We start from the raw sequence: 16905 nt of genomic DNA, 5'->3' as shown, positions 1-16905 counted from the left end.
GACAGAGAAGACATGACTGACGAAGAACGTCCCGATCCGTTCCATGAGCACGGCAAGATCGACCAGGTCGACCTGCAGTCCGAGATGCAGCGGAGCTACCTCGACTACGCCATGGCCGTCATCGTGGGCCGTGCGCTGCCGGACGTGCGCGACGGCCTGAAGCCGGTGCACCGCCGTGTGATCTATGGCATGTACGACGGAGGTTTCCGTCCCGACAAGTCGTTCTCGAAGTGCGCCCGTGTGGTCGGCGAGGTCATGGGCCAGTACCACCCGCACGGCGACGGCGCGATCTACGACGCGCTCGTGCGCCTGGTGCAGCCGTGGTCGCTGCGGTACCCCCTTGCCCTCGGCCAGGGGAACTTCGGCTCTCCGGGCAACATGGGCGCGGCAGCCCCCCGGTACACCGAGACCAAGATGGCCCCGCTCGCCCTCGAGATGGTGCGGGACATCGAGGAGGAGACGGTCGACTTCTCCGACAACTACGACGGCCAGACCCAGGAGCCCGACGTCCTGCCGGCGCGGTTCCCGAACCTCCTCGTCAACGGCTCCGTCGGCATCGCGGTCGGCATGGCGACGAACATCCCGCCGCACAACCTCCGTGAGGTCGCCGATGCGGCGCTGTGGGCGCTGGACAATCCCGGTCTCCCGCGCGAGGAGCTGCTGGACGGGCTGATCCGGAGGGTCCCCGGCCCCGACTTCCCCACCGGCGCGCAGATCCTCGGCACCAAGGGCATCCACGAGGCCTACCGCACCGGACGCGGCTCGATCACGATGCGCGCGGTCGTGAACGTCGAGGAGATCCAGGGCCGCACCTGCCTGGTGATCACCGAGCTGCCCTACCAGGTCAATCCCGACAACCTCGCGGTCAAGATCGGCGATCTCGCCCGTGAGGGGCGGATCAACGGGATCGCCGACATCCGCGACGAGTCCAGCGATCGCACCGGCCAGCGCCTCGTCGTCGTGCTCAAGCGCGACGCGGTGGCGAAGGTGGTGCTGAACAACCTGTACAAGCACACCTCGCTGCAGGAGAACTTCGGCGCGAACATGCTCGCCATCGTCGACGGCGTGCCCCGTACGCTGGCGCTCGACGGCTTCGTGACGAACTGGATCGACCACCAGATCGACGTCATCGTCCGGCGCACGAGGTTCCGGCTGCGCAAGGCCGAGGAGCGGATGCACATCCTGCGCGGCTACCTCAAGGCGCTCGACGCGCTGGACGAGGTCATCGCGCTCATCCGCCGTTCTCCGACGGTCGACGACGCCCGCGAGGGACTGAAGACCCTCCTCGACATCGACGACGCGCAGGCCGACGCCATTCTGCAGATGCAGCTGCGTCGCCTGGCGGCCCTCGAGCGACAGAAGATCGTCGACGAGGCGAACGAGCTCGAGGCGCAGATCGCCGAGTACAAGCAGATCATCGCCGACCCCGCCCGTCAGCGCACGATCATCCGTGAGGAGCTCACCGCGATCGTCGAGCGCTTCGGCGACGAGCGCCGCACCCACATCCTGCACGGCTTCGACGGCGACATGTCGATGGAGGACCTCATCCCCGAAGAGGAGATGGTGGTCACTGTCACCCGCGAGGGATACATCAAGCGCACGCGCAGCGACAACTACCGCTCGCAGCACCGTGGCGGCAAGGGCGTGAAGGGTGCGCAGCTGAGGGCGGACGACCTCGTCGAGCACTTCTTCGTGACGACGACGCACCACTGGCTGCTGTTCTTCACCGACAAGGGCCGGGTGTACCGCTCCAAGGCCTACGAGATCCCCGAGGCGGGACGCGACGCCAAGGGTCAGCATGTCGCGAACCTGCTCGCGCTGCAGCCCGAGGAGAAGATCGCGCAGATCCTCGACATCCGCGACTACGAGGCCGCCGAGTACCTCGTGCTCGCGACAAGGGGCGGTCTCGTGAAGAAGAGCCGTCTGGGCGACTACGACACCAACCGCCAGGGCGGGGTCATCGCGATCCGTCTCCGCGAGGAGGACGAGCTCGTGAGCGCGTTCCTCGCCGATGCGACCGACGACATCCTGCTGATCAGCCGCCGGGGCATGTCGTTGCGCTTCCATGCGACCGACGACGCGCTCCGGCCGATGGGACGCGCGACCGAGGGCGTCAAGGGCATGAAGTTCCGTGAGGAGGACAGCCTCCTCTCCGCCTCGCTCGTCACCTCCGACGGATACGTGTTCGTCGTCACGGACGGGGGCTACGCCAAGCGCACCGCCGTGGAGGAGTACCGCGTCCAGGGCCGAGGCGGACAGGGCATCAAGGTCGCCAAGCTGAACGACGACCGGGGCGTCCTGGCAGGCGGTCTGATCGTCGCGGAGGACGACGAGGTCTTGGTGGTCCTTGCCAGCGGCAAGGTGGTACGCTCTGCCGTGGCCGAGGTGCCGGCGAAGGGCCGCGACACCATGGGAGTCGTCTTCGCACGCACCGGGGACGACGATCGGATCCTGGCTATCGCCCGGAACACCGAACGCGGACTCGCCGAGGAAGCCGACTCTGACGTCTCCGAGAACCCGGCCGACGAGACGACCCCCACCTCTGAGGAGAACACGGACGCATGAGCACGGTAGCCGACAAGCTCGCCAAGAAGTCCTCCAAGAAGACCACGGGGAAGCAGGTCCGCCTGCGCCTGGTCTACGTCGACTTCTGGTCGGCTCTGAAGCTGTCGTTCCTCGGGGCGGTGGCGCTGGCGATCGCGACCATCGTGTCTTTCCTCCTGGTGTGGCTGATCATCCAGGCGACCGGTCTGGTCACCAAGGGCGACGAGCTCATCGGCAGCATCACCGAGAACAAGATCTCGCTCGCCGCGATCCTGGGTCTTCCGCAGGTCCTGGCCTTCGGCTCGGTCGTGGCGATCCTGAACCTCATCGTGTTCACGGTGCTCGGCGCCGTCATCGCTGGGATCTACAACCTCGCCGTCAAGGTCACCGGCGGTCTGCTGGTCGGCTTCACCTCCCACTGACGTTCTGTCGAAGGGCCCCGCGATCTCCGGATCCGGGGCCCTTCGCGTTCCCTCGGCGATGTTCCGGACCCGGGCTTCCCCCGCCCCCGCTCGCACACGCCGGAGCCCGCCCGGCCACATGTGACACGAGGAGCGCCCCGGTCAGACCACGCCGGAGGTGCCCAGGAGCGTGCCGATCAGCCAGGTGGCGACGAGGGCGAGCGCACCCCCGATCACGAGCCTGATCGACGCGCGCAACGGGGCGGAGCCGCCGATCCGTGCGGCGATCGCCCCGGTGGCGGCGAGGGCGACGAGCACGGCGACGAACGTGACCGGCACGCGGATCTCCGGCGGCGGGAGCAGGATCGCGATCAGCGGCAGGAGGGCGCCGAGCGTGAAGGCGACGGCCGAGGAGAGCGCGGCATGCCAGGGATTGACCAGGTCGTCCTCTTTGAGGCCGAGCTCGATCTCCAGGTGTGCGGAGAGCGCATCGTGCGCCGTGAGCTCCTCGGCGACCTTGCGCGCGGTCTGCTCGGACAGCCCGCGCCGACGATAGAGCTCGGTGAGCTCCTCGAGCTCCTCCTCCGGCATCGTCCTGAGCTCGTGTCGCTCCTTCGCGATGAGCGCGCGCTCGCTGTCGCGCTGGCTGCTCACCGAGACGTACTCGCCCAGTGCCATCGAGATGGCTCCGCCGACGAGCCCGGCGATGCCCGCGGTGAGGATCGCCGCGTTCTCCGTGGTCGCGCCGGCGACGCCGACTACGAGAGAGGCGACCGAGACGATGCCGTCATTGGCTCCCAGCACTCCCGCGCGCAGCCAGTTGAGCCGCTGCGCGAGCCCTTCGCCGTGCGCCTCTCCCTCATGCGAGACGGTCATGGCTCCATCATGGCCTGGTTTCGGGTGCGACGGGTGATTACGGAAACCCGGAAGGCGAGCGTCCGGCTGTCTCCGTTCCGGCGGGCGGTTCCCGGCCGTACCGTGGAGCCATGACCACGAACCCGTCTCCTTTCCCGGCCGCCGGCCCGGCGTCGTCGGCGCCCACGGCGACCCCGGTGGCGCCCCCGATCCCGGCCCGGTCGGCTCCGCCCGCGTCGACCAGGCCGCCGCAGCGGCTGGTGCTCACGATCCTTGAGCTCGCCGCGCTGGGACTGGTCGGGTGGGGGGTCATCGGATCGTTCGCCGGCGCGTTCGCGACCGGGATCGGCCTCAGCTTCGTCTTCGGCGTGGGGATCGTCCTGCTCGTCGGGCTCGTCTACGCCCTCTTCGGCGTCGGCTGGTTCGAGATCGCCCGCCTCAACGGGCTCTATGGGTTCGACCTTCCCGCGCTCCGGCTGCGGCCGCGGCAGTCGCCCGGGTTCGTCGGCTGGCTTCGTGCACTGGGGCGGCAGGCGATCGACGGGAGGACGTGGCGGGCGGTGGCGAACTTTGTGATCGCCTGCGCGCTCGGCTCGATCGTGCTGCGCGCGTTCGAGTGGCTGTGCTGGTCGGCGGTCACGGCGTTCGCCCCGCTCTTCACCACCGCCGACGCGGACACCGTGTGGGGCGCGTGGTATCCGGTCGCCTGGGCGCCGCTCGTCGGCGGGCTGGGCGTGGCCGGATCCCTCGTGATCCTCTGGGGCCTGGCGGCTCTTCATCGGGTGATCTCCCGCGCGATCGTCGCGACCCCCGTGCGAGAGGCCGAGCTCACCGAGCAGGTGCGCACGAGCACCGCGCAGCGGGCGGGCGCCGTGCGTGCCGCCGACGTCGAGCGGACCCGTATCGAGCGAGACCTCCACGACGGCGTGCAGCCCCGCCTCGTCTCGGTCGGGATGACCCTGGGCATGGCCCAGCAGAAGATCGACAACGATCCGGATGCGGCGAAGGCCCTGATCGAGGAGGCGCACACCTCGACGAAGGCCGCGATCACCGAGCTCCGGCAGCTGGCTCGTGGCATCCACGCCTCGGTGCTGGACGATCGGGGGCTCGACGCTGCTCTCTCCGCGCTCGCCGGGCGCTCCCACATCCCGGTGGTGCTCGACGTGCGCACCGACGGGCGGTGCAGCAGGGACGCGGAGGCGGCCGTCTACTTCTCCATCGCGGAGTCCCTCACGAACGCGGCCAAGCACTCCCGCGCGAGCGAGTGTCGCGTGGTGGTGCGACGCCGGGAAGACGGCACGCTGTGGGCGAGGGTCGAGGACAACGGCCTCGGCGGCGCGCAGGTGCTTCCCGGCGGAGGGCTGGACGGCATCTCCAACCGCGTCCTCGCGGCGGGCGGGACCGTGCGGCTCGACAGCCCGGCCGGCGGGCCGACGAGCCTGGAGGTGAGCGTCCCATGCGCATCCTGATCTGCGAGGACTCGGTCCTCCTGCGTGAGGGGCTCGTCCGGCTGCTGGAGGACGCGGGGCACGAGATCGTCGCCGCGCTCCCGGACGCGACGACGCTGGACGAGACCGTGGACGCGACGGCGCCCGATCTCTGCATCCTCGACGTCCGGCTCCCGCCGACCTTCGTGGACGAGGGGATCCGCGCGGCGCTGGCCTTGCGCCGCCGCGTGCCGCGTCTTCCTCTCCTGGTGCTCTCCCAGTACGTCGAGGAGCGCTATGCGAGCGACCTCATCGCGGCGCAGAACGGCACCGGACCCGGTGCGCCGGGTCCCCTCGGCTACCTGCTCAAGGATCGGGTGGCCGATGTCGCCGAGTTCATCGACTCAGTGCGGCGGATCGCGGGCGGGGCGACCGTCCTCGACCCCGAGGTGGTGGCTCAGCTCCTCACCCGCCGCAATCAGGACGATCGGATGCGCACGCTCACCGAGCGCGAGCGCACCGTCCTCGCCCTGATCGCCGAGGGCAAGTCCAATCAGGCGATCGCCGGCCTCCTCTTCCTCTCGGAGGCGAGCGTCGAGAAGCACATCACCGCGATCTTCCAGAAGCTCGGCCTCGAGCCGGATGAGTCCGGCAACCGCCGCGTCCTCGCCGCGATCGCCCATATCGAGAACCTCTCCGGCACTCCGGTGCCGCCCCAGACAGGAGCGAACTGATGAACACCACTCCCCTCTCACCGCCCGATCCGTCCGAGGGAAGGGCGTCTGCGCCCGGCACGGCTCCGGGGGTGCCGGCCTCGGCGCCGACCCTCTCCGGGGAGTCGAAGGTGTCGCGCGGCCTCGGGATCACGATCTCTGCGGCGATCGTGGGCGGGTTCGCTCTCCTCGGTGCCGGTGGCGGCGCTGCCTTCGCCGCCACCGGTCAGTTCTCCTCCGACACGGTGATCCAGGGCGCCGCTCTGGACGTCGCCGGTCTCAAGGCTCTCGATGTCGATTCCGCCGCCGCACGTGTGAACGTGCGCTTCGCGAACGTCGACGAGGCGACCCTGGACGTCTCGGGACAGACGCGCGGGGACTGGCAGATGCGGCGGGAGGGTGACAAGCTCACCGTGCGTGGTCCGCAGGAGACGTTCGGCTGGTGGATCGGCGCCTGGGCCTTCGACGAGGTCACCGTCACGGTGACGCTTCCGTCGAGCCTCGATGGTCTTCTCGACGCCGACCTCGCCGTCTCCAGCGGGTCGCTTCGCGCCGACGGCGGCTTCCGCGAGCTGGAGGTCGAGCTCGGTGCCGGGTCGGTGCGGGTGGACGGGTCTGCTCGTACCGTGAAGGCCGAGGTCAGCGCGGGTCGCGCCGACCTCTCGCTCGCGAACGTCTCGTCCGCCGAGCTGTCCGCCTCTGCGGGCCGTCTGCAGGCCGCCTTCTCGGGTCGGCAGCCGGAGCGCATGGTCCTTGATCTCACGGCGGGGAGCATGGACGTGGCGGTGCCGAAGGGCGTCTACGCGGTGCAGGACGAGGTGAGCGCCGGCCGCCTCGACAACCAGCTCGAGACCTCCGCCGCCGCGACGAGCACGGTGCGCGCCACCGTCTCGGCCGGCACCCTCACGCTCCGACCCGCGGACTGACCGCAGACCGGCCTGCCGGAGGCGGGCTCCTGGAGGGCGAACGGATTTCGTGATTGCGTCGGCGTCCGGTAAAGTCTTGGAGGTTGATGCGGGGCTATAGCTCAGGCGGTTAGAGCGCTTCACTGATAATGAAGAGGTCCCAGGTTCAAGTCCTGGTAGCCCCACTCCGCAACAACTGAACACCCTCCGGACTCCGCCCGGACCGGCTTACGGTCCCGGCAGAGGATCCGCCTCGGGGCCTTAGCTCAGTTGGTAGAGCGCTTGCTTTGCAAGCAAGATGTCAGGAGTTCGAATCTCCTAGGCTCCACAGTCTCAGACGTCGCCGGTCAGCGGCAGGGCGTCGATCGCCGCCCGCAAGACCGCGTTCTCCAGATCGAGCGTCGTCTCTTCGGATGGCAGAGCCCGTTGCAGTGCCAGCCCGTTGACGACGGTCAGCAGGAACTGCGTGCGAACCGTGTTGTCGCCGGGCGCCAGCGTGCCCTCCTCGGTGAGGACCGCGAGCCAGGAGCCCACCCGACGCATCGTCTGCCGATGCAGGTCCACGTATCCGTCGCGACTCTCGGCGGCTGCCGTGGTGTCGATGAACGAGCGGAAGATCCCCGCCCAGGATTCCCGCGCCGCCTGGCCGGTCCCGACCGGGGCCAGCAGATGGCGGAGGCATTCGAGCAGCCGCTCCGCCGCGGGAACCGTCGTGTCACGGATCCGTTCGTCGGGGAGCGCCTCCTCGTATATCGCCGCGAGCACCGCGTCGGACAGTGCGCGCTGGGTCGGGAAGTGGTGGCGGAGGGTTCCCATCCCCACTCCTGCGCGCGCGGCGATGTTCCGCACCGTGAGACGTTCGCTCCCGGCCTGGACGATGGCAGCCCCGGCCTGGACGATGCGGTCGCGGGTCCGGGGGCCGTTGCGCTCTGATGCGGGCGTCATCGAGAAAACATTAGCACGCCGTGCTAGTGTGCCTTATTAGCACGCTGTACTAAAGAAAACGGGGGAACCACCATGCAGGGCTTCGCCATCGGAGACACCGTCCAGATCACCGGCCCCACGATGACCGGGAACGTCGGCACCGTCGTCTCGTTCGACGAGGCACGGGGAAAGATCCTCGTGCGTGTCGGCGCGGTCACTCAGAACTACTTCTCGCCCGACCAGCTGCAGCCGTTCCGGGCCTGACGGGTCTGCGAGCGCTGACGACGACGGGGACGGAGGGGGATCGCCCCTCCGTCCCCGTCGGGACCGCGATGCTCAGCGGGTGGTGTAGCCGCCGTTGGCGAAGATCGTCTGTCCCGTGATCCACCATCCGTCGGTGGCGAGGAAGGAGATGATCGGCGTGATGTCCTCGATGTGGGTCAGCCGGTTCCCCATCCCCTGCGACTTGTGGAACTCCACGCGCTCCGGTGTCTCCTGGCCGTAGAAGAACGGGGTGTCCATCGGACCGGGAGCGATCGACGTGACGGAGATGCCACGGACGCCGAACTCCTTCGCCGCCGCGCGGGTGAAGTGCTCCACCGGGCTCTTGCCGCCCGCGTACGTGGAGTAGCCGTCGGTGAAGGCGCCGAGCAGCGCGGTGACGATCGTGATGATCTTGCCGCCGTCGGCCAGCTTCTTCCCGGCCTCCTTGATGAAGAAGTACGCCGCCTTCGCGTTGATGTCGAACATCGAGTCGTACTCGGCCTCGGTCGTCTCGACGATCGGCTTGCGCAGGACCTTGCCGACGGTGTTGACCGCGACGTCGATGGTCCCGATGGCGGCCTCGGCGTCCGCGAACAGCTTCTCCACGTTCGCCGGGACCGTGAGGTCACCGCCGAGGAGCACGCCCTTCACCCCGGCCGCCTCGATCGCCGCGAGCGTCTGCTCGGCCTCGGCGCGGCTGGACTCGGAGTTGTAGTGGATCGCGACGTTCGCGCCGGCCGCTGCCGCCTGGCGCGCGAACAGGCCGCCCAGGTTCTTGCCTCCGCCGGCGATCAGGACGTTCTTGCCGTTCAGTGTGCGAGTGGTCATCGTCATCCCCCTATGTATCATTGCCATATGTTGGCATAGCATCGTTCGGGACTACTATAACCCCATGACAGACGAATCGCACGCCGATACACGCACGCGTCTTCTGGACGCGGCGGCGGAGCTCATCGCGGCACAGCCCGGCGACGACTTCTCGCTCCGTGCGGTATGCGATCGCGTCGGCGTGAAGATGCCGACGCTGTACCACTTCTTCGGCAGCAAGCAGGGGCTGATCGAGGCCATCATCGAGCGCGGATTCGACATGTACCTGGCCCGGAAGGAGGCCGCGGAGCCGAGCGGTGACCCGATCCAGGACCTTCGGCACGGCTGGGACGCGCATGTCGCGTTCGGGATCGCCAACCCCGGCTTCTACGCGCTCATGTACGGATCGGTGCAGCCGGGCCATGCTCCGGCCGCGCAGTCCCGGCCGAGCGAGATCCTCCACGCGATGTGCGTGGAAGCCGAGCGTCAGGGCCGTCTCGTGGTGCCCTCTGCACAGGCCGCCGCACACATCCTTGCGGCCAACATCGGGGTCACCCTTCGTCAGATCGTCCAAGCGGCCGAGGATCGACCGCTCTCCGTCGCAGTGCGGGAAGGCGTGATCGCCGCGATCACCGGAACGGGACATGCCGGGACCGAGCCGCGCGTCCGCGATCTCGTCGAGCACGCGGCGGCGCACCCCGAGATCCTCGGTGCGGACGAGACGCGCCTGCTGCTCAGCTGGATCCGACGCCTGAATGAGATCCCCACGCCGACGTCCGGACCGTGACCGGTCCTCCCGCGGTCAGCGCGTCGGGGCGGCCGTGCGGATCCGTTCGGCGAGGAGGCTCCGTTCGCCCTCGCCGAGGGCGATGACGGCATAGCGCGTCGGCCAGAGGGCACCGTCGTCGAGCTGCGCCGCCCATTCGAAGTCGACCGTCGCGTAGCGGACTTTGAACTTGGCCTTCGGCTTGAAGAAGAGCACGATCTTCCCGTCGGCGTCCGCGTAGGCGGGCATGCCGTAGTACGTGCGGGGGACGAGGTGCGGCGCGTTCTCGGCGACGAGCCGGTGCACGGCCTCAGCGAGAGAGCGGTCGGCGTCGTCCATCTCCGCGATCTTGGCCTGGACCTCCGCCTCGCCTTCGCGACGGGCCTCTTCGGGGTCTGTCTTCTTCCGCGAGCGCGCGGCGCGCTTCTCCTTCACCGCGTCCTTGACGGCGGCGCGCTCCTCGGCGCTCAGCCCGTTGTCCGAGTCCTTGGTCATGGCGTCCTCCTGGCTTCGCGACCCGGCGTGCCCGGGACGGCATGCCCAGCCTAGGAACGCCAGGGCGCCGTCGGCTTCTTCAGAACTGATCGATGCCCGCCGGAGGAAGGGCGAACCGATGCGCTCGGCGCACAGCGGGGGATCGATAGGGTGAACGCGTGGACATGCGTGTCGCCGCCTATGCGGTCATCACCGACGATGACGGTCGGGTCCTGCTCGCGCGCTGGACCGAGGGTCGCCGTGCGTCCTGGACGATGCCTGGCGGCGGTCTGGAGGCCGGGGAGGACCCCGCGGACGCCGCGCGTCGGGAGGTCAAGGAGGAGACGGGCTACAAGGTCGTCCTCGACGAGCTCCTGGGCATCCACTCCCGCGTCATCCCCGCAGGGCAACGCGTCGCCCGGGACTCTCCGTCCCCGCTGCACACCCTGCGGATCGTCTACCGGGCGCATATCGTCGGCGGCCGGCTTCGTTTCGAGAAGAACGGGTCGACGGACATGGCCGGATGGTTCGATCTCGAGGCGATCGGCAGACTCCAGCGCGTGAAGCTGGTCGACATTGCCCTCGGCATGGCCGGCATCGATCGCGCCTGAGCGCGACAGGGGCGGACGCGGATCGCTGACCGGTGCCGGGTGTCAGGCCTGCGTCACTCGGGTTCGGAGATGTCGGCGACGGTCGCGTCATACGCCGCGATGAGGGCGTCCGCGTCGACGAAGAGGCTGTAACCGTGCGTCCCTGCGCCCATCGCGATCCGTTGTCCGCGGATCGTCGCGTCCGCGAAGACGGGCCAGTCGCCCGTGCTCCCGATCGGGACGATCGTCCCTCGTTCGTATCCGGTCGCCGCCAGCGCGACCTCGGGATCGGGCAGCTTCAGGCGGTTGACCCCGACGACGGCACGGAGCTTGGGCCAGGAGATCTTGCGACCGCCCGGCACGAGCGCGAAGAGGAAGGTGTCGTCAGAGCGCTTCACGACGAGCGTCTTGACGATGCCGGACGGCGGTACGCCGAGGATCTCCGCGGCCTCGACGAGGCTGCGTGCCACGGGTCGCTCGCGGATCTCGATGTCGAGCCCGCGCGCCGTTGCGGCGTTCCGCACCCGATCGTGCGGAACGGGTGCGGAGGCGGTCACGCCTCGGGGGCGCTCAGCGGGTCGTCCGCGACCCACAGCTCGTCGTCGGCACGAAGCGTCTGCCAGGCGGCGAAGAGCACGCCGACCGCTGCACCGACGCCGAGCACGATGGCGATCACCGTGCCCACGCCGCGCCGCTTCTTCTCCGGCGCGGCGGCGACCAACTGCACGGTGTTGGCGCGACCGCGGCCGTTGCGCTTGGCGTTGGCGATGTCCCACGCCGTCAGGGCGGTGCCGATGGCGCCGCCGACGGCGGGGACCACACGGTCGTCGACGATGTGCTTCGAGAACTTCACACCCCGGTCGACGGCGGGGACGACACGGTTCTCGTAGACGTTCTGCACGGTCGGGATGACCTGTTCCCGATTGAAGTTGCCGAGCTGGCGACCGGCCTCACGGGCCACGGTCGCGGCGTCGCCGACCAGGACCTGCTGCGCTTCCCACAGCTTGGTCGCGTCGCTCTGCAGACGGTGGAGTTCCTTTTTGCGCTTGCGGCTGAGGCCCACGATGCCCTCCCAGTCGAGAATGGGGTTCGGATCCCCCATCTTGCCAGACCGAGCCCGAGAAACCGTCGAGTTCGCCGAGAACTCATCGGAAGCTCTGCGAGAATGGTGTCATGCCTCACGCCACTCATGTCGCGACGTTCCACACCAACCACGGCGACATCGTCGTCAACCTCTTCGGCGATCACGCGCCGCGGACCGTGAAGAACTTCGTCGGCCTCGCCGACGGCACCGGCGAGTGGACCGACCCCGCCACGGGCAAGCCCGGCGAGGGCCCGCTCTACAGCGACGTGATCTTCCACCGCATCATCCCGAACTTCATGATCCAGGGCGGCGACCCCCTCGGCCAGGGTGTCGGCGGGCCGGGTTACACCTTCAACGACGAGATCCATGGCGAGCTCGACTTCAATGCGCCCTACAAGCTGGCGATGGCCAACGCCGGTCTTCGCCGCAATGCCATCACCGGCGAGGTCGAGGGGACCAACGGCTCCCAGTTCTTCATCACCACCGACCCCACCCCGTGGCTGCAGGGCAAGCACACGATCTTCGGCGAGGTGGCAGACGACGCGTCGAAGCAGGTCGTCGACGCGATCGCCGCCGTTCCCACCGCCGCCGGCGACCGGCCGATCGAGCCGGTCGTGCTGCACTCGGTCGACGTCGTCGCCTCCTGACATGCGGATGAGCGCCCGCCCGCGCGCCGGGGCGATCGCCCCGGCGGAGGGCGGTGCGCGCCCATGACCACACCGGAGTTCGCCGCCAACCGCGACAACTACTGCTACCGGCACCCGGATCGGCAGAGCTTCGTCCTGTGCCAGCGCTGCATGCGCACGATCTGCCCGGAATGCCAGACCCAGGCTCCGGTCGGAGTGATCTGCCCGGAATGCCTGCGCGACCAGCGCAAGGCGGAGTCGCCGGCACAGCGCCGCGCACGCCGGCGATGGGACGGCGGGCCTGCCGCGGTGGCCTCCGACACCCGCCCGCTCGCGACGTACGCGATCATGGCGGTGACCGCGGTGATCAGCCTGCTGCAGATGCTCCCCGGGATCGGGGACGCGATCACCGGCCAGCTGCTGTTCGCGGCGGCTTATCTCTATCCCGACCTCAGCGGGCTCCCCTTCCAGCCCTGGCGCCTGCTGACCGCGGCGCTCGTGCACGGCGGTTTCATCCACCTCGGACTCAACATGCTGGCGCTGTGGATGATCGGACGCAGCCTCGAGCCCGTTCTCGGCCGCTGGCGGTTCGTCGCTCTCTACGTCATCAGCGCGCTGGCGGGCTCTGTCGCCGTCGCCGTGATCGCGCCAGGCACCTCGACCGTCGGAGCGTCCGGGGCGGTCTTCGGGCTCATGACGGCCCTGTTCGTCGTCGGCCGGCATCTGGGCGCCAACGTCACCGGGATCCTGGTGGTGCTCGGCATCAACCTCGTGATCGGCTTCCTGCCCGGTATCGGAGGGGGGATCGCCTGGCAGGCGCACGTGGGCGGCGCGCTCGTGGGCGCTCTCATCGGGTTCATCTACACCCGCACTCGCCGGCCGAGCCAGCGCGTCCTGCAGATCGTCCTGCTCGTCGCTGTCGTCGTCGCGCTGCTCGTGATCGTGGCTTTCATCCCTCCGCTGATCGTCACCGGCGGCGGAGGGCGCTAACCGCCGATACGAGCGGTTCCCGGCCGGGGCCAGACACGGTCTGATCCCTCCTCCGCGCGCTGTCAACCCCCTCCCGCGGAGCGCCCGAGGATGGTTCGCTGCGGTGTCAGACAGGGGAGCGAGAGGAGCCGCCATGTCCGACCCGCGGCGATCAGAGAGCGAAGAGCAAGAGCCGGATGTCGTGCCTTCCGAGGCAGGGAACCCGAATCGCGATCGCGCCTACCTCCGGCATCAGCCCCCGGTCCAGGACCGGACGGACACGGAAGGCGCTCAGGCGGGAGAGGATGCGGCTGAGCCACCGAAAAGATCAGACGAATGAACCGGGTCCCACACCTCATCGACCGGCAGAAGCACCGGCGCGGCGGAGGTTATCCACAGGCATGTCCACAGCTGGGGAGAATTACAGCCGTGTAATTCCTGCGTGGGCGACACGAAAACGCCCCCGCATCCGCGGAGGCGTCTCGATCTCTTCGGCTCGTCAGCGCCAGCGTGTGGTCATGAGGAAGCCGATGAGCGCGATGCCCAGGCCGATGAGGAGGTTCCACGCGCCGAGACCGGGAATCGGGTAAGCCTGCCCGCTGATGTAGTACACGAGGATCCACACGAGGCCGAGCAGCATGAAACCCACCATGACGGGCTTGAACCACGCCGCGTTCGGCGCGGCCTCGCCCTCGACCCTCTCGACGACGGGTTCTTCGCTCTTACCGGAACGTGCCATGCCGACCAGTGTAGCGGCCGGGGACGGCGTCCATGAGAGGCCGGGGACGGCGTTCATGCGGGGTGGGTAGGATCACGGCATGACCCACACCGTGCACAGCCCCTCGCGTCGGGCTGCGCGTCGACGCCCGCGGCCTCGGATCACCGTGACCGGCGTGCTGGGAGAGCTCCTCCTCACCGCCGGGGTGCTCGTGCTGCTTTTCGTCGCCTGGCAGATGTGGGTCGGCGACTGGATCATGGCCGCGGAGGGCGACGCGAAGGGCAACGAGGTCAGCCAGGAATGGGCGAAGGAGCCGCCGCCTGCTCCTCCTGCCCTACTGCCGGACTCGTCCGGTGACGCCCCCGAGTACGAGGCGCCGCTCCTGAAAGCTCCCGCGGACGGGGAGTATTTCGCGCAGATGATCATCCCCCGTTTCGGTGCCGACTACAACCGGACGATCGCGGGCGGGGTGACGCGGCCTGTCACCCTCGACAACGGATGGATCGGCGTGTACCCCCAGTCGGGGATGCCGGGTCAGGTCGGCAACTTCTCGGTCGCGGGCCACCGCACCACCTGGGGCAAGCCGCTCAACCAGGTCGACCAGCTGCGTCTGAACGATCCGATCGTGATCGAGACGCGCGACGGCTGGTACGTCTACCGATTCCGGACGCTCGAGTACGTGACGCCGGATCGGGTGTCCGTGCTCGATCCCGTGCCCGAGGCCCCGGGCGCACAGGACGGCGGGAAGTACATCACCCTGACCGCCTGCTCCCCCCTGTACTCCCTGGCCGAGCGGATCGTCGCATACGGCGTGTTCGACCGGTTCCAGCCGCGCGCCAACGGCGCCCCGGCGGAGCTGACGGAAGGCGGACTCTGATGTACGCGGCGTTCTGGCGCATCCTCCCCGGCCCCTGGTGGGTCCGGCTGCTCATCCTGCTCGTCCTGCTCGCGGCGGTGCTCTACGGTCTCTTCTTCTATTTCTTCCCCTGGGTGAGCCCGATCATCGCGCCTGGCGACGTGACGATCGAGAACCCGCCCTCGTCCTGAGCCCGTCGCCGACAGGTCCCGGCGGGCGTCGTCCGGGGGAGGAGCGGCCCGTGAGGGTCACTTCCCGGTGCAGTAGCTGAGGTCCACCGTCGATCCGATGGGCACGTCGCCGGGCGCGGCCGACATCGTGCTCACGACCTGCTGTCCCGTCGACTTGCACGCGGGGTTCTCCACAGGGTGCCCGGTGAGGCCGATCTCCTTCAACGACTCGACCGCGGCGTCCACGGTCCAGCCGGTGAGGTCTTTGAGGGTGACCACGCCGCTCGCGACCACCAGGTTCACGACCGTCCCCGGCGTCACCTCGGTGTCGGCGGCCGTGCTCGCCTCGAGCACCGTGCCCTTCGCGGCCTGCGGGTCGTTGTGGTGCAAGACCGTGCCGACGGCGAGCCCGGCCTTCTGGAGGGCGTCGCGCGCGGCGGTCTCGCTGAGTCCGACGAGAGGGGGGACCTTCGCCATCTGCGCCCCCGTGGAGACGTACAGGCTCACGCTCCGCCCGGCCTCGACCTCGGTGCCGGCGACCGGGTCGCTGCGGAACACGTTGCCCGCCGCCACGTCGGCGTTGGACTGGTCGACACGGGTCGCGGTGAGGCCAAGGTCCTGCAGCGTCGACTCGGCCCTGTCATACGTCATGTCGGTGAGATTCGGCACCTTCAGCGTGCTGGCAGGGGTCTCCTGGACCCCGCGCATCGCCACGACCCAGATCATCACCGAGGCGAGCAGGACCGCGAGCAGGGCGACGCCGGCCCAGATCCAGGCGACGGGAGGACCCGACTGCGTGCGCGTCATCGTGGTGTCGCTGCTCAGCTGACGCAGGGTGCGGGCCGTCTCGGCGGCCTGCCGGGGGCTCGGTCCGTACAACTCGCTCGTGAGGGCGCCCAGCTGCTTTTTGGACGGGGCCTCGCCCGTCGCGGCCTCCGTGAGCGCCGCGCGGAAGCTCGCCGCATCCGGGAACCGCTGGAACGGGTCCTTCGCCATCGCCCGGAGCACGACGGGCTCGATGGCCCTGACGTCCTCCGAGTCGGCGGCGATCACACCGGTCTCGCTGGGCGGGACCGGCGCCTCGCTCACGTGCTGGTACGCGACGGCGACGGGGGAGTCGCCCCGGAACGGCTGGCGCCCGGTGAGCATCTCGTAGAGCACCACGCCCGCGGAGTAGATGTCGGTCCTGGCGTCGACCTGCTCGCCCTTTGCCTGCTCGGGGGAGAAATAGGCGGCGGTGCCGATGATCTGCGTCGTCTCGGCCACGGTGGAGGACGAGTCCGAGACCGCGCGGGCGATCCCGAAGTCCATCACCTTGACCGCGCCGGAGGAGGTGATCATGACGTTGCCTGGCTTGATGTCGCGGTGCACGACCCCGGCGCGGTGGGAGAACTCCAGGGCCTCCAGCACGCCGTCCGCGTAGCGCAGGGCGTCCGTCGTCGGGATGGGCCCTCGCGCGATCAGGCTCTTCAGGAGCTCGCCCTCGACGAGCTCCATCACGATGTAAGGGACCGGCTCGCTCGCGCTCCCTCCCGACTCGGCGGAGGTGTCCTCGCCCGCGTCGAAGACCCGCACGATCGAGGGATGCGCCATGCGCGAGGCCGCCTGGGCCTCCATCCGGAACCGGGTGCGGAAGGCGGTGTCCCGCGCCAGCTCGCGATCCAGGATCTTGATGGCCACGACACGGCCCAGGGTGAGGTCGTACCCCCGGTAGACCTGGGCCATCCCGCCTCTGCCGATGGGCTCATCGACGCGGTAGCGATCCGAGATCACGCGCTGCTGCGTGGACAAAGCGACAGTCCCCCTGGTGTT

20 protein-coding genes and 2 tRNA genes are annotated in these 16905 nt (G+C 69.2%); 14 read left to right on the top strand and 8 right to left on the bottom strand.

The annotated features are described in order from the left end of the window. The first annotated feature begins 12 nt into the window (after positions 1-12). Both gyrA and ACP15J_RS09860 read left to right on the top strand, forming a co-directional pair. Positions 13-2565: a DNA gyrase subunit A gene (gene gyrA / locus ACP15J_RS09865; protein WP_197220622.1), complete on the top strand. Its 2553-nt coding sequence runs from the start codon at positions 13-15 to the stop codon at positions 2563-2565. Then, positions 2562-2966 (top strand): DUF3566 domain-containing protein, encoded by a 405-nt coding sequence (locus ACP15J_RS09860; protein ID WP_424936817.1) that lies wholly within the window; start codon positions 2562-2564, stop codon positions 2964-2966. The genes gyrA and ACP15J_RS09860 overlap by 4 nt, the downstream gene beginning before the upstream one ends. 141 nt (positions 2967-3107) lie before the next feature. Here ACP15J_RS09860 and ACP15J_RS09855 read toward each other — a convergent pair whose 3' ends face one another. Beyond that, a complete protein-coding gene (locus ACP15J_RS09855; protein ID WP_424936816.1) occupies positions 3108-3821 on the bottom strand; it encodes a VIT1/CCC1 transporter family protein in 714 nt (237 codons plus the stop codon). 110 nt (positions 3822-3931) lie between these two features. Here ACP15J_RS09855 and ACP15J_RS09850 point away from each other — a divergent pair, with 110 nt between their 5' ends. The 5 genes from ACP15J_RS09850 (at position 3932) to ACP15J_RS09830 (ending at position 7173) form a co-directional block, all read left to right on the top strand. After that, positions 3932-5269, top strand: a complete 1338-nt coding sequence (locus ACP15J_RS09850; RefSeq protein ID WP_424936815.1) for a histidine kinase — start codon at positions 3932-3934, stop codon at positions 5267-5269. After that, on the top strand, positions 5257-5961 hold the full coding sequence (locus ACP15J_RS09845; RefSeq protein ID WP_424936814.1) for a LuxR C-terminal-related transcriptional regulator: 705 nt from the start codon (positions 5257-5259) through the stop codon (positions 5959-5961). The genes ACP15J_RS09850 and ACP15J_RS09845 overlap by 13 nt, the downstream gene beginning before the upstream one ends. Beyond that, positions 5961-6866, top strand: coding sequence for a DUF4097 family beta strand repeat-containing protein (locus ACP15J_RS09840; protein WP_424936813.1), 906 nt, complete (start codon positions 5961-5963; stop codon positions 6864-6866). The genes ACP15J_RS09845 and ACP15J_RS09840 overlap by 1 nt, the downstream gene beginning before the upstream one ends. Positions 6867-6956: 90 nt before the next feature. Then, positions 6957-7030, top strand: a tRNA-Ile gene (locus ACP15J_RS09835). 70 nt (positions 7031-7100) lie between these two features. Next, positions 7101-7173, top strand: a tRNA-Ala gene (locus ACP15J_RS09830). 5 nt (positions 7174-7178) lie between these two features. Here ACP15J_RS09830 and ACP15J_RS09825 read toward each other — a convergent pair. Further along, positions 7179-7790 carry a TetR/AcrR family transcriptional regulator gene (locus tag ACP15J_RS09825; protein ID WP_424936812.1) on the bottom strand — a complete coding sequence of 204 codons (612 nt, stop codon included), beginning with the start codon at positions 7788-7790 and terminating at the stop codon, positions 7179-7181. 72 nt (positions 7791-7862) lie between these two features. On the opposite strand from ACP15J_RS09825, the gene ACP15J_RS09820 reads away from it, so the two are divergent. Next, the gene (locus ACP15J_RS09820; RefSeq protein WP_424936811.1) at positions 7863-8033 is read left to right on the top strand and encodes a hypothetical protein; all 171 of its coding nucleotides are present in this window, start codon (positions 7863-7865) and stop codon (positions 8031-8033) included. 72 nt (positions 8034-8105) lie between these two features. On the opposite strand, the gene ACP15J_RS09815 is transcribed toward ACP15J_RS09820, so the two are convergent. Continuing rightward, on the bottom strand, positions 8106-8861 hold the full coding sequence (locus ACP15J_RS09815; RefSeq protein WP_424936810.1) for an SDR family oxidoreductase: 756 nt from the start codon (positions 8859-8861) through the stop codon (positions 8106-8108). 64 nt (positions 8862-8925) lie between these two features. On the opposite strand from ACP15J_RS09815, the gene ACP15J_RS09810 reads away from it, so the two are divergent. Next, positions 8926-9627, top strand: coding sequence for a TetR/AcrR family transcriptional regulator (locus ACP15J_RS09810; protein ID WP_424936809.1), 702 nt, complete (start codon positions 8926-8928; stop codon positions 9625-9627). Between the two features lie 15 nt (positions 9628-9642). Here ACP15J_RS09810 and ACP15J_RS09805 read toward each other — a convergent pair whose 3' ends face one another. Continuing rightward, positions 9643-10101 carry a hypothetical protein gene (locus tag ACP15J_RS09805; protein WP_424936808.1) on the bottom strand — a complete coding sequence of 153 codons (459 nt, stop codon included), beginning with the start codon at positions 10099-10101 and terminating at the stop codon, positions 9643-9645. Positions 10102-10259: 158 nt separating this feature from the next. Between ACP15J_RS09805 and ACP15J_RS09800 the strand changes: the two genes are divergently transcribed. Further along, complete coding sequence (locus ACP15J_RS09800) at positions 10260-10691, top strand: NUDIX hydrolase (RefSeq protein ID WP_424980927.1); 432 nt, start codon at positions 10260-10262, stop codon at positions 10689-10691. A 53-nt stretch (positions 10692-10744) separates the two neighbouring features. Here ACP15J_RS09800 and ACP15J_RS09795 read toward each other — a convergent pair whose 3' ends face one another. Beyond that, the gene (locus ACP15J_RS09795) at positions 10745-11227 is read right to left on the bottom strand and encodes an aminoacyl-tRNA deacylase (protein ID WP_424936807.1); all 483 of its coding nucleotides are present in this window, start codon (positions 11225-11227) and stop codon (positions 10745-10747) included. Next, complete coding sequence (locus tag ACP15J_RS09790) at positions 11224-11733, bottom strand: DNA helicase (protein ID WP_424980941.1); 510 nt, start codon at positions 11731-11733, stop codon at positions 11224-11226. The genes ACP15J_RS09795 and ACP15J_RS09790 overlap by 4 nt, the downstream gene beginning before the upstream one ends. A 110-nt stretch (positions 11734-11843) precedes the next feature. Here ACP15J_RS09790 and ACP15J_RS09785 point away from each other — a divergent pair, with 110 nt between their 5' ends. Next, the gene (locus ACP15J_RS09785) at positions 11844-12401 is read left to right on the top strand and encodes a peptidylprolyl isomerase (RefSeq protein ID WP_424936805.1); all 558 of its coding nucleotides are present in this window, start codon (positions 11844-11846) and stop codon (positions 12399-12401) included. 63 nt (positions 12402-12464) lie between these two features. Continuing rightward, positions 12465-13370 carry a rhomboid family intramembrane serine protease gene (locus ACP15J_RS09780; protein WP_424936804.1) on the top strand — a complete coding sequence of 302 codons (906 nt, stop codon included), beginning with the start codon at positions 12465-12467 and terminating at the stop codon, positions 13368-13370. A 478-nt stretch (positions 13371-13848) separates the two neighbouring features. On the opposite strand, the gene ACP15J_RS09775 is transcribed toward ACP15J_RS09780, so the two are convergent. Then, complete coding sequence (locus ACP15J_RS09775) at positions 13849-14088, bottom strand: cell division protein CrgA (protein WP_197220135.1); 240 nt, start codon at positions 14086-14088, stop codon at positions 13849-13851. Between the two features lie 79 nt (positions 14089-14167). Between ACP15J_RS09775 and ACP15J_RS09770 the strand changes: the two genes are divergently transcribed. After that, a complete protein-coding gene (locus ACP15J_RS09770; RefSeq protein WP_206702608.1) occupies positions 14168-14944 on the top strand; it encodes a class E sortase in 777 nt (258 codons plus the stop codon). Beyond that, entirely contained in the window at positions 14944-15114 is a 171-nt protein-coding gene (locus ACP15J_RS09765) for a hypothetical protein (RefSeq protein WP_197220132.1), read from the top strand. The genes ACP15J_RS09770 and ACP15J_RS09765 overlap by 1 nt, the downstream gene beginning before the upstream one ends. Positions 15115-15171: 57 nt before the next feature. Here ACP15J_RS09765 and pknB read toward each other — a convergent pair whose 3' ends face one another. Next, a complete protein-coding gene (pknB, locus tag ACP15J_RS09760; protein WP_424936803.1) occupies positions 15172-16884 on the bottom strand; it encodes a Stk1 family PASTA domain-containing Ser/Thr kinase in 1713 nt (570 codons plus the stop codon). Between the last annotated feature and the right edge of the window lie 21 nt (positions 16885-16905).

This window comes from Microbacterium sp. S308A+, from assembly GCF_049800815.1.
Classification (GTDB): Bacteria; Actinomycetota; Actinomycetes; order Actinomycetales; family Microbacteriaceae; genus Microbacterium.
Note: the sequence above shows the minus strand (reverse complement) of the source record. Positions and strands in the feature narration are given on the sequence as shown.

What these genes read in the sequence shown, in the direction of transcription:
- gyrA (WP_197220622.1), top strand. Translation starts at nt 13, where the DNA reads ATGACTGACGAAGAACGTCCCGATCCGTTCCATGAGCACGGCAAGATC.
- ACP15J_RS09860 (WP_424936817.1), top strand. Translation starts at nt 2,562, where the DNA reads ATGAGCACGGTAGCCGACAAGCTCGCCAAGAAGTCCTCCAAGAAGACC.
- ACP15J_RS09855 (WP_424936816.1), bottom strand. Translation starts at nt 3,821, where the DNA reads ATGACCGTCTCGCATGAGGGAGAGGCGCACGGCGAAGGGCTCGCGCAG.
- ACP15J_RS09850 (WP_424936815.1), top strand. Translation starts at nt 3,932, where the DNA reads ATGACCACGAACCCGTCTCCTTTCCCGGCCGCCGGCCCGGCGTCGTCG.
- ACP15J_RS09845 (WP_424936814.1), top strand. Translation starts at nt 5,257, where the DNA reads ATGCGCATCCTGATCTGCGAGGACTCGGTCCTCCTGCGTGAGGGGCTC.
- ACP15J_RS09840 (WP_424936813.1), top strand. Translation starts at nt 5,961, where the DNA reads ATGAACACCACTCCCCTCTCACCGCCCGATCCGTCCGAGGGAAGGGCG.
- ACP15J_RS09825 (WP_424936812.1), bottom strand. Translation starts at nt 7,790, where the DNA reads ATGACGCCCGCATCAGAGCGCAACGGCCCCCGGACCCGCGACCGCATC.
- ACP15J_RS09820 (WP_424936811.1), top strand. Translation starts at nt 7,863, where the DNA reads ATGCAGGGCTTCGCCATCGGAGACACCGTCCAGATCACCGGCCCCACG.
- ACP15J_RS09815 (WP_424936810.1), bottom strand. Translation starts at nt 8,861, where the DNA reads ATGACCACTCGCACACTGAACGGCAAGAACGTCCTGATCGCCGGCGGA.
- ACP15J_RS09810 (WP_424936809.1), top strand. Translation starts at nt 8,926, where the DNA reads ATGACAGACGAATCGCACGCCGATACACGCACGCGTCTTCTGGACGCG.
- ACP15J_RS09805 (WP_424936808.1), bottom strand. Translation starts at nt 10,101, where the DNA reads ATGACCAAGGACTCGGACAACGGGCTGAGCGCCGAGGAGCGCGCCGCC.
- ACP15J_RS09785 (WP_424936805.1), top strand. Translation starts at nt 11,844, where the DNA reads ATGCCTCACGCCACTCATGTCGCGACGTTCCACACCAACCACGGCGAC.
- ACP15J_RS09780 (WP_424936804.1), top strand. Translation starts at nt 12,465, where the DNA reads ATGACCACACCGGAGTTCGCCGCCAACCGCGACAACTACTGCTACCGG.
- ACP15J_RS09775 (WP_197220135.1), bottom strand. Translation starts at nt 14,088, where the DNA reads ATGGCACGTTCCGGTAAGAGCGAAGAACCCGTCGTCGAGAGGGTCGAG.
- ACP15J_RS09770 (WP_206702608.1), top strand. Translation starts at nt 14,168, where the DNA reads ATGACCCACACCGTGCACAGCCCCTCGCGTCGGGCTGCGCGTCGACGC.
- ACP15J_RS09765 (WP_197220132.1), top strand. Translation starts at nt 14,944, where the DNA reads ATGTACGCGGCGTTCTGGCGCATCCTCCCCGGCCCCTGGTGGGTCCGG.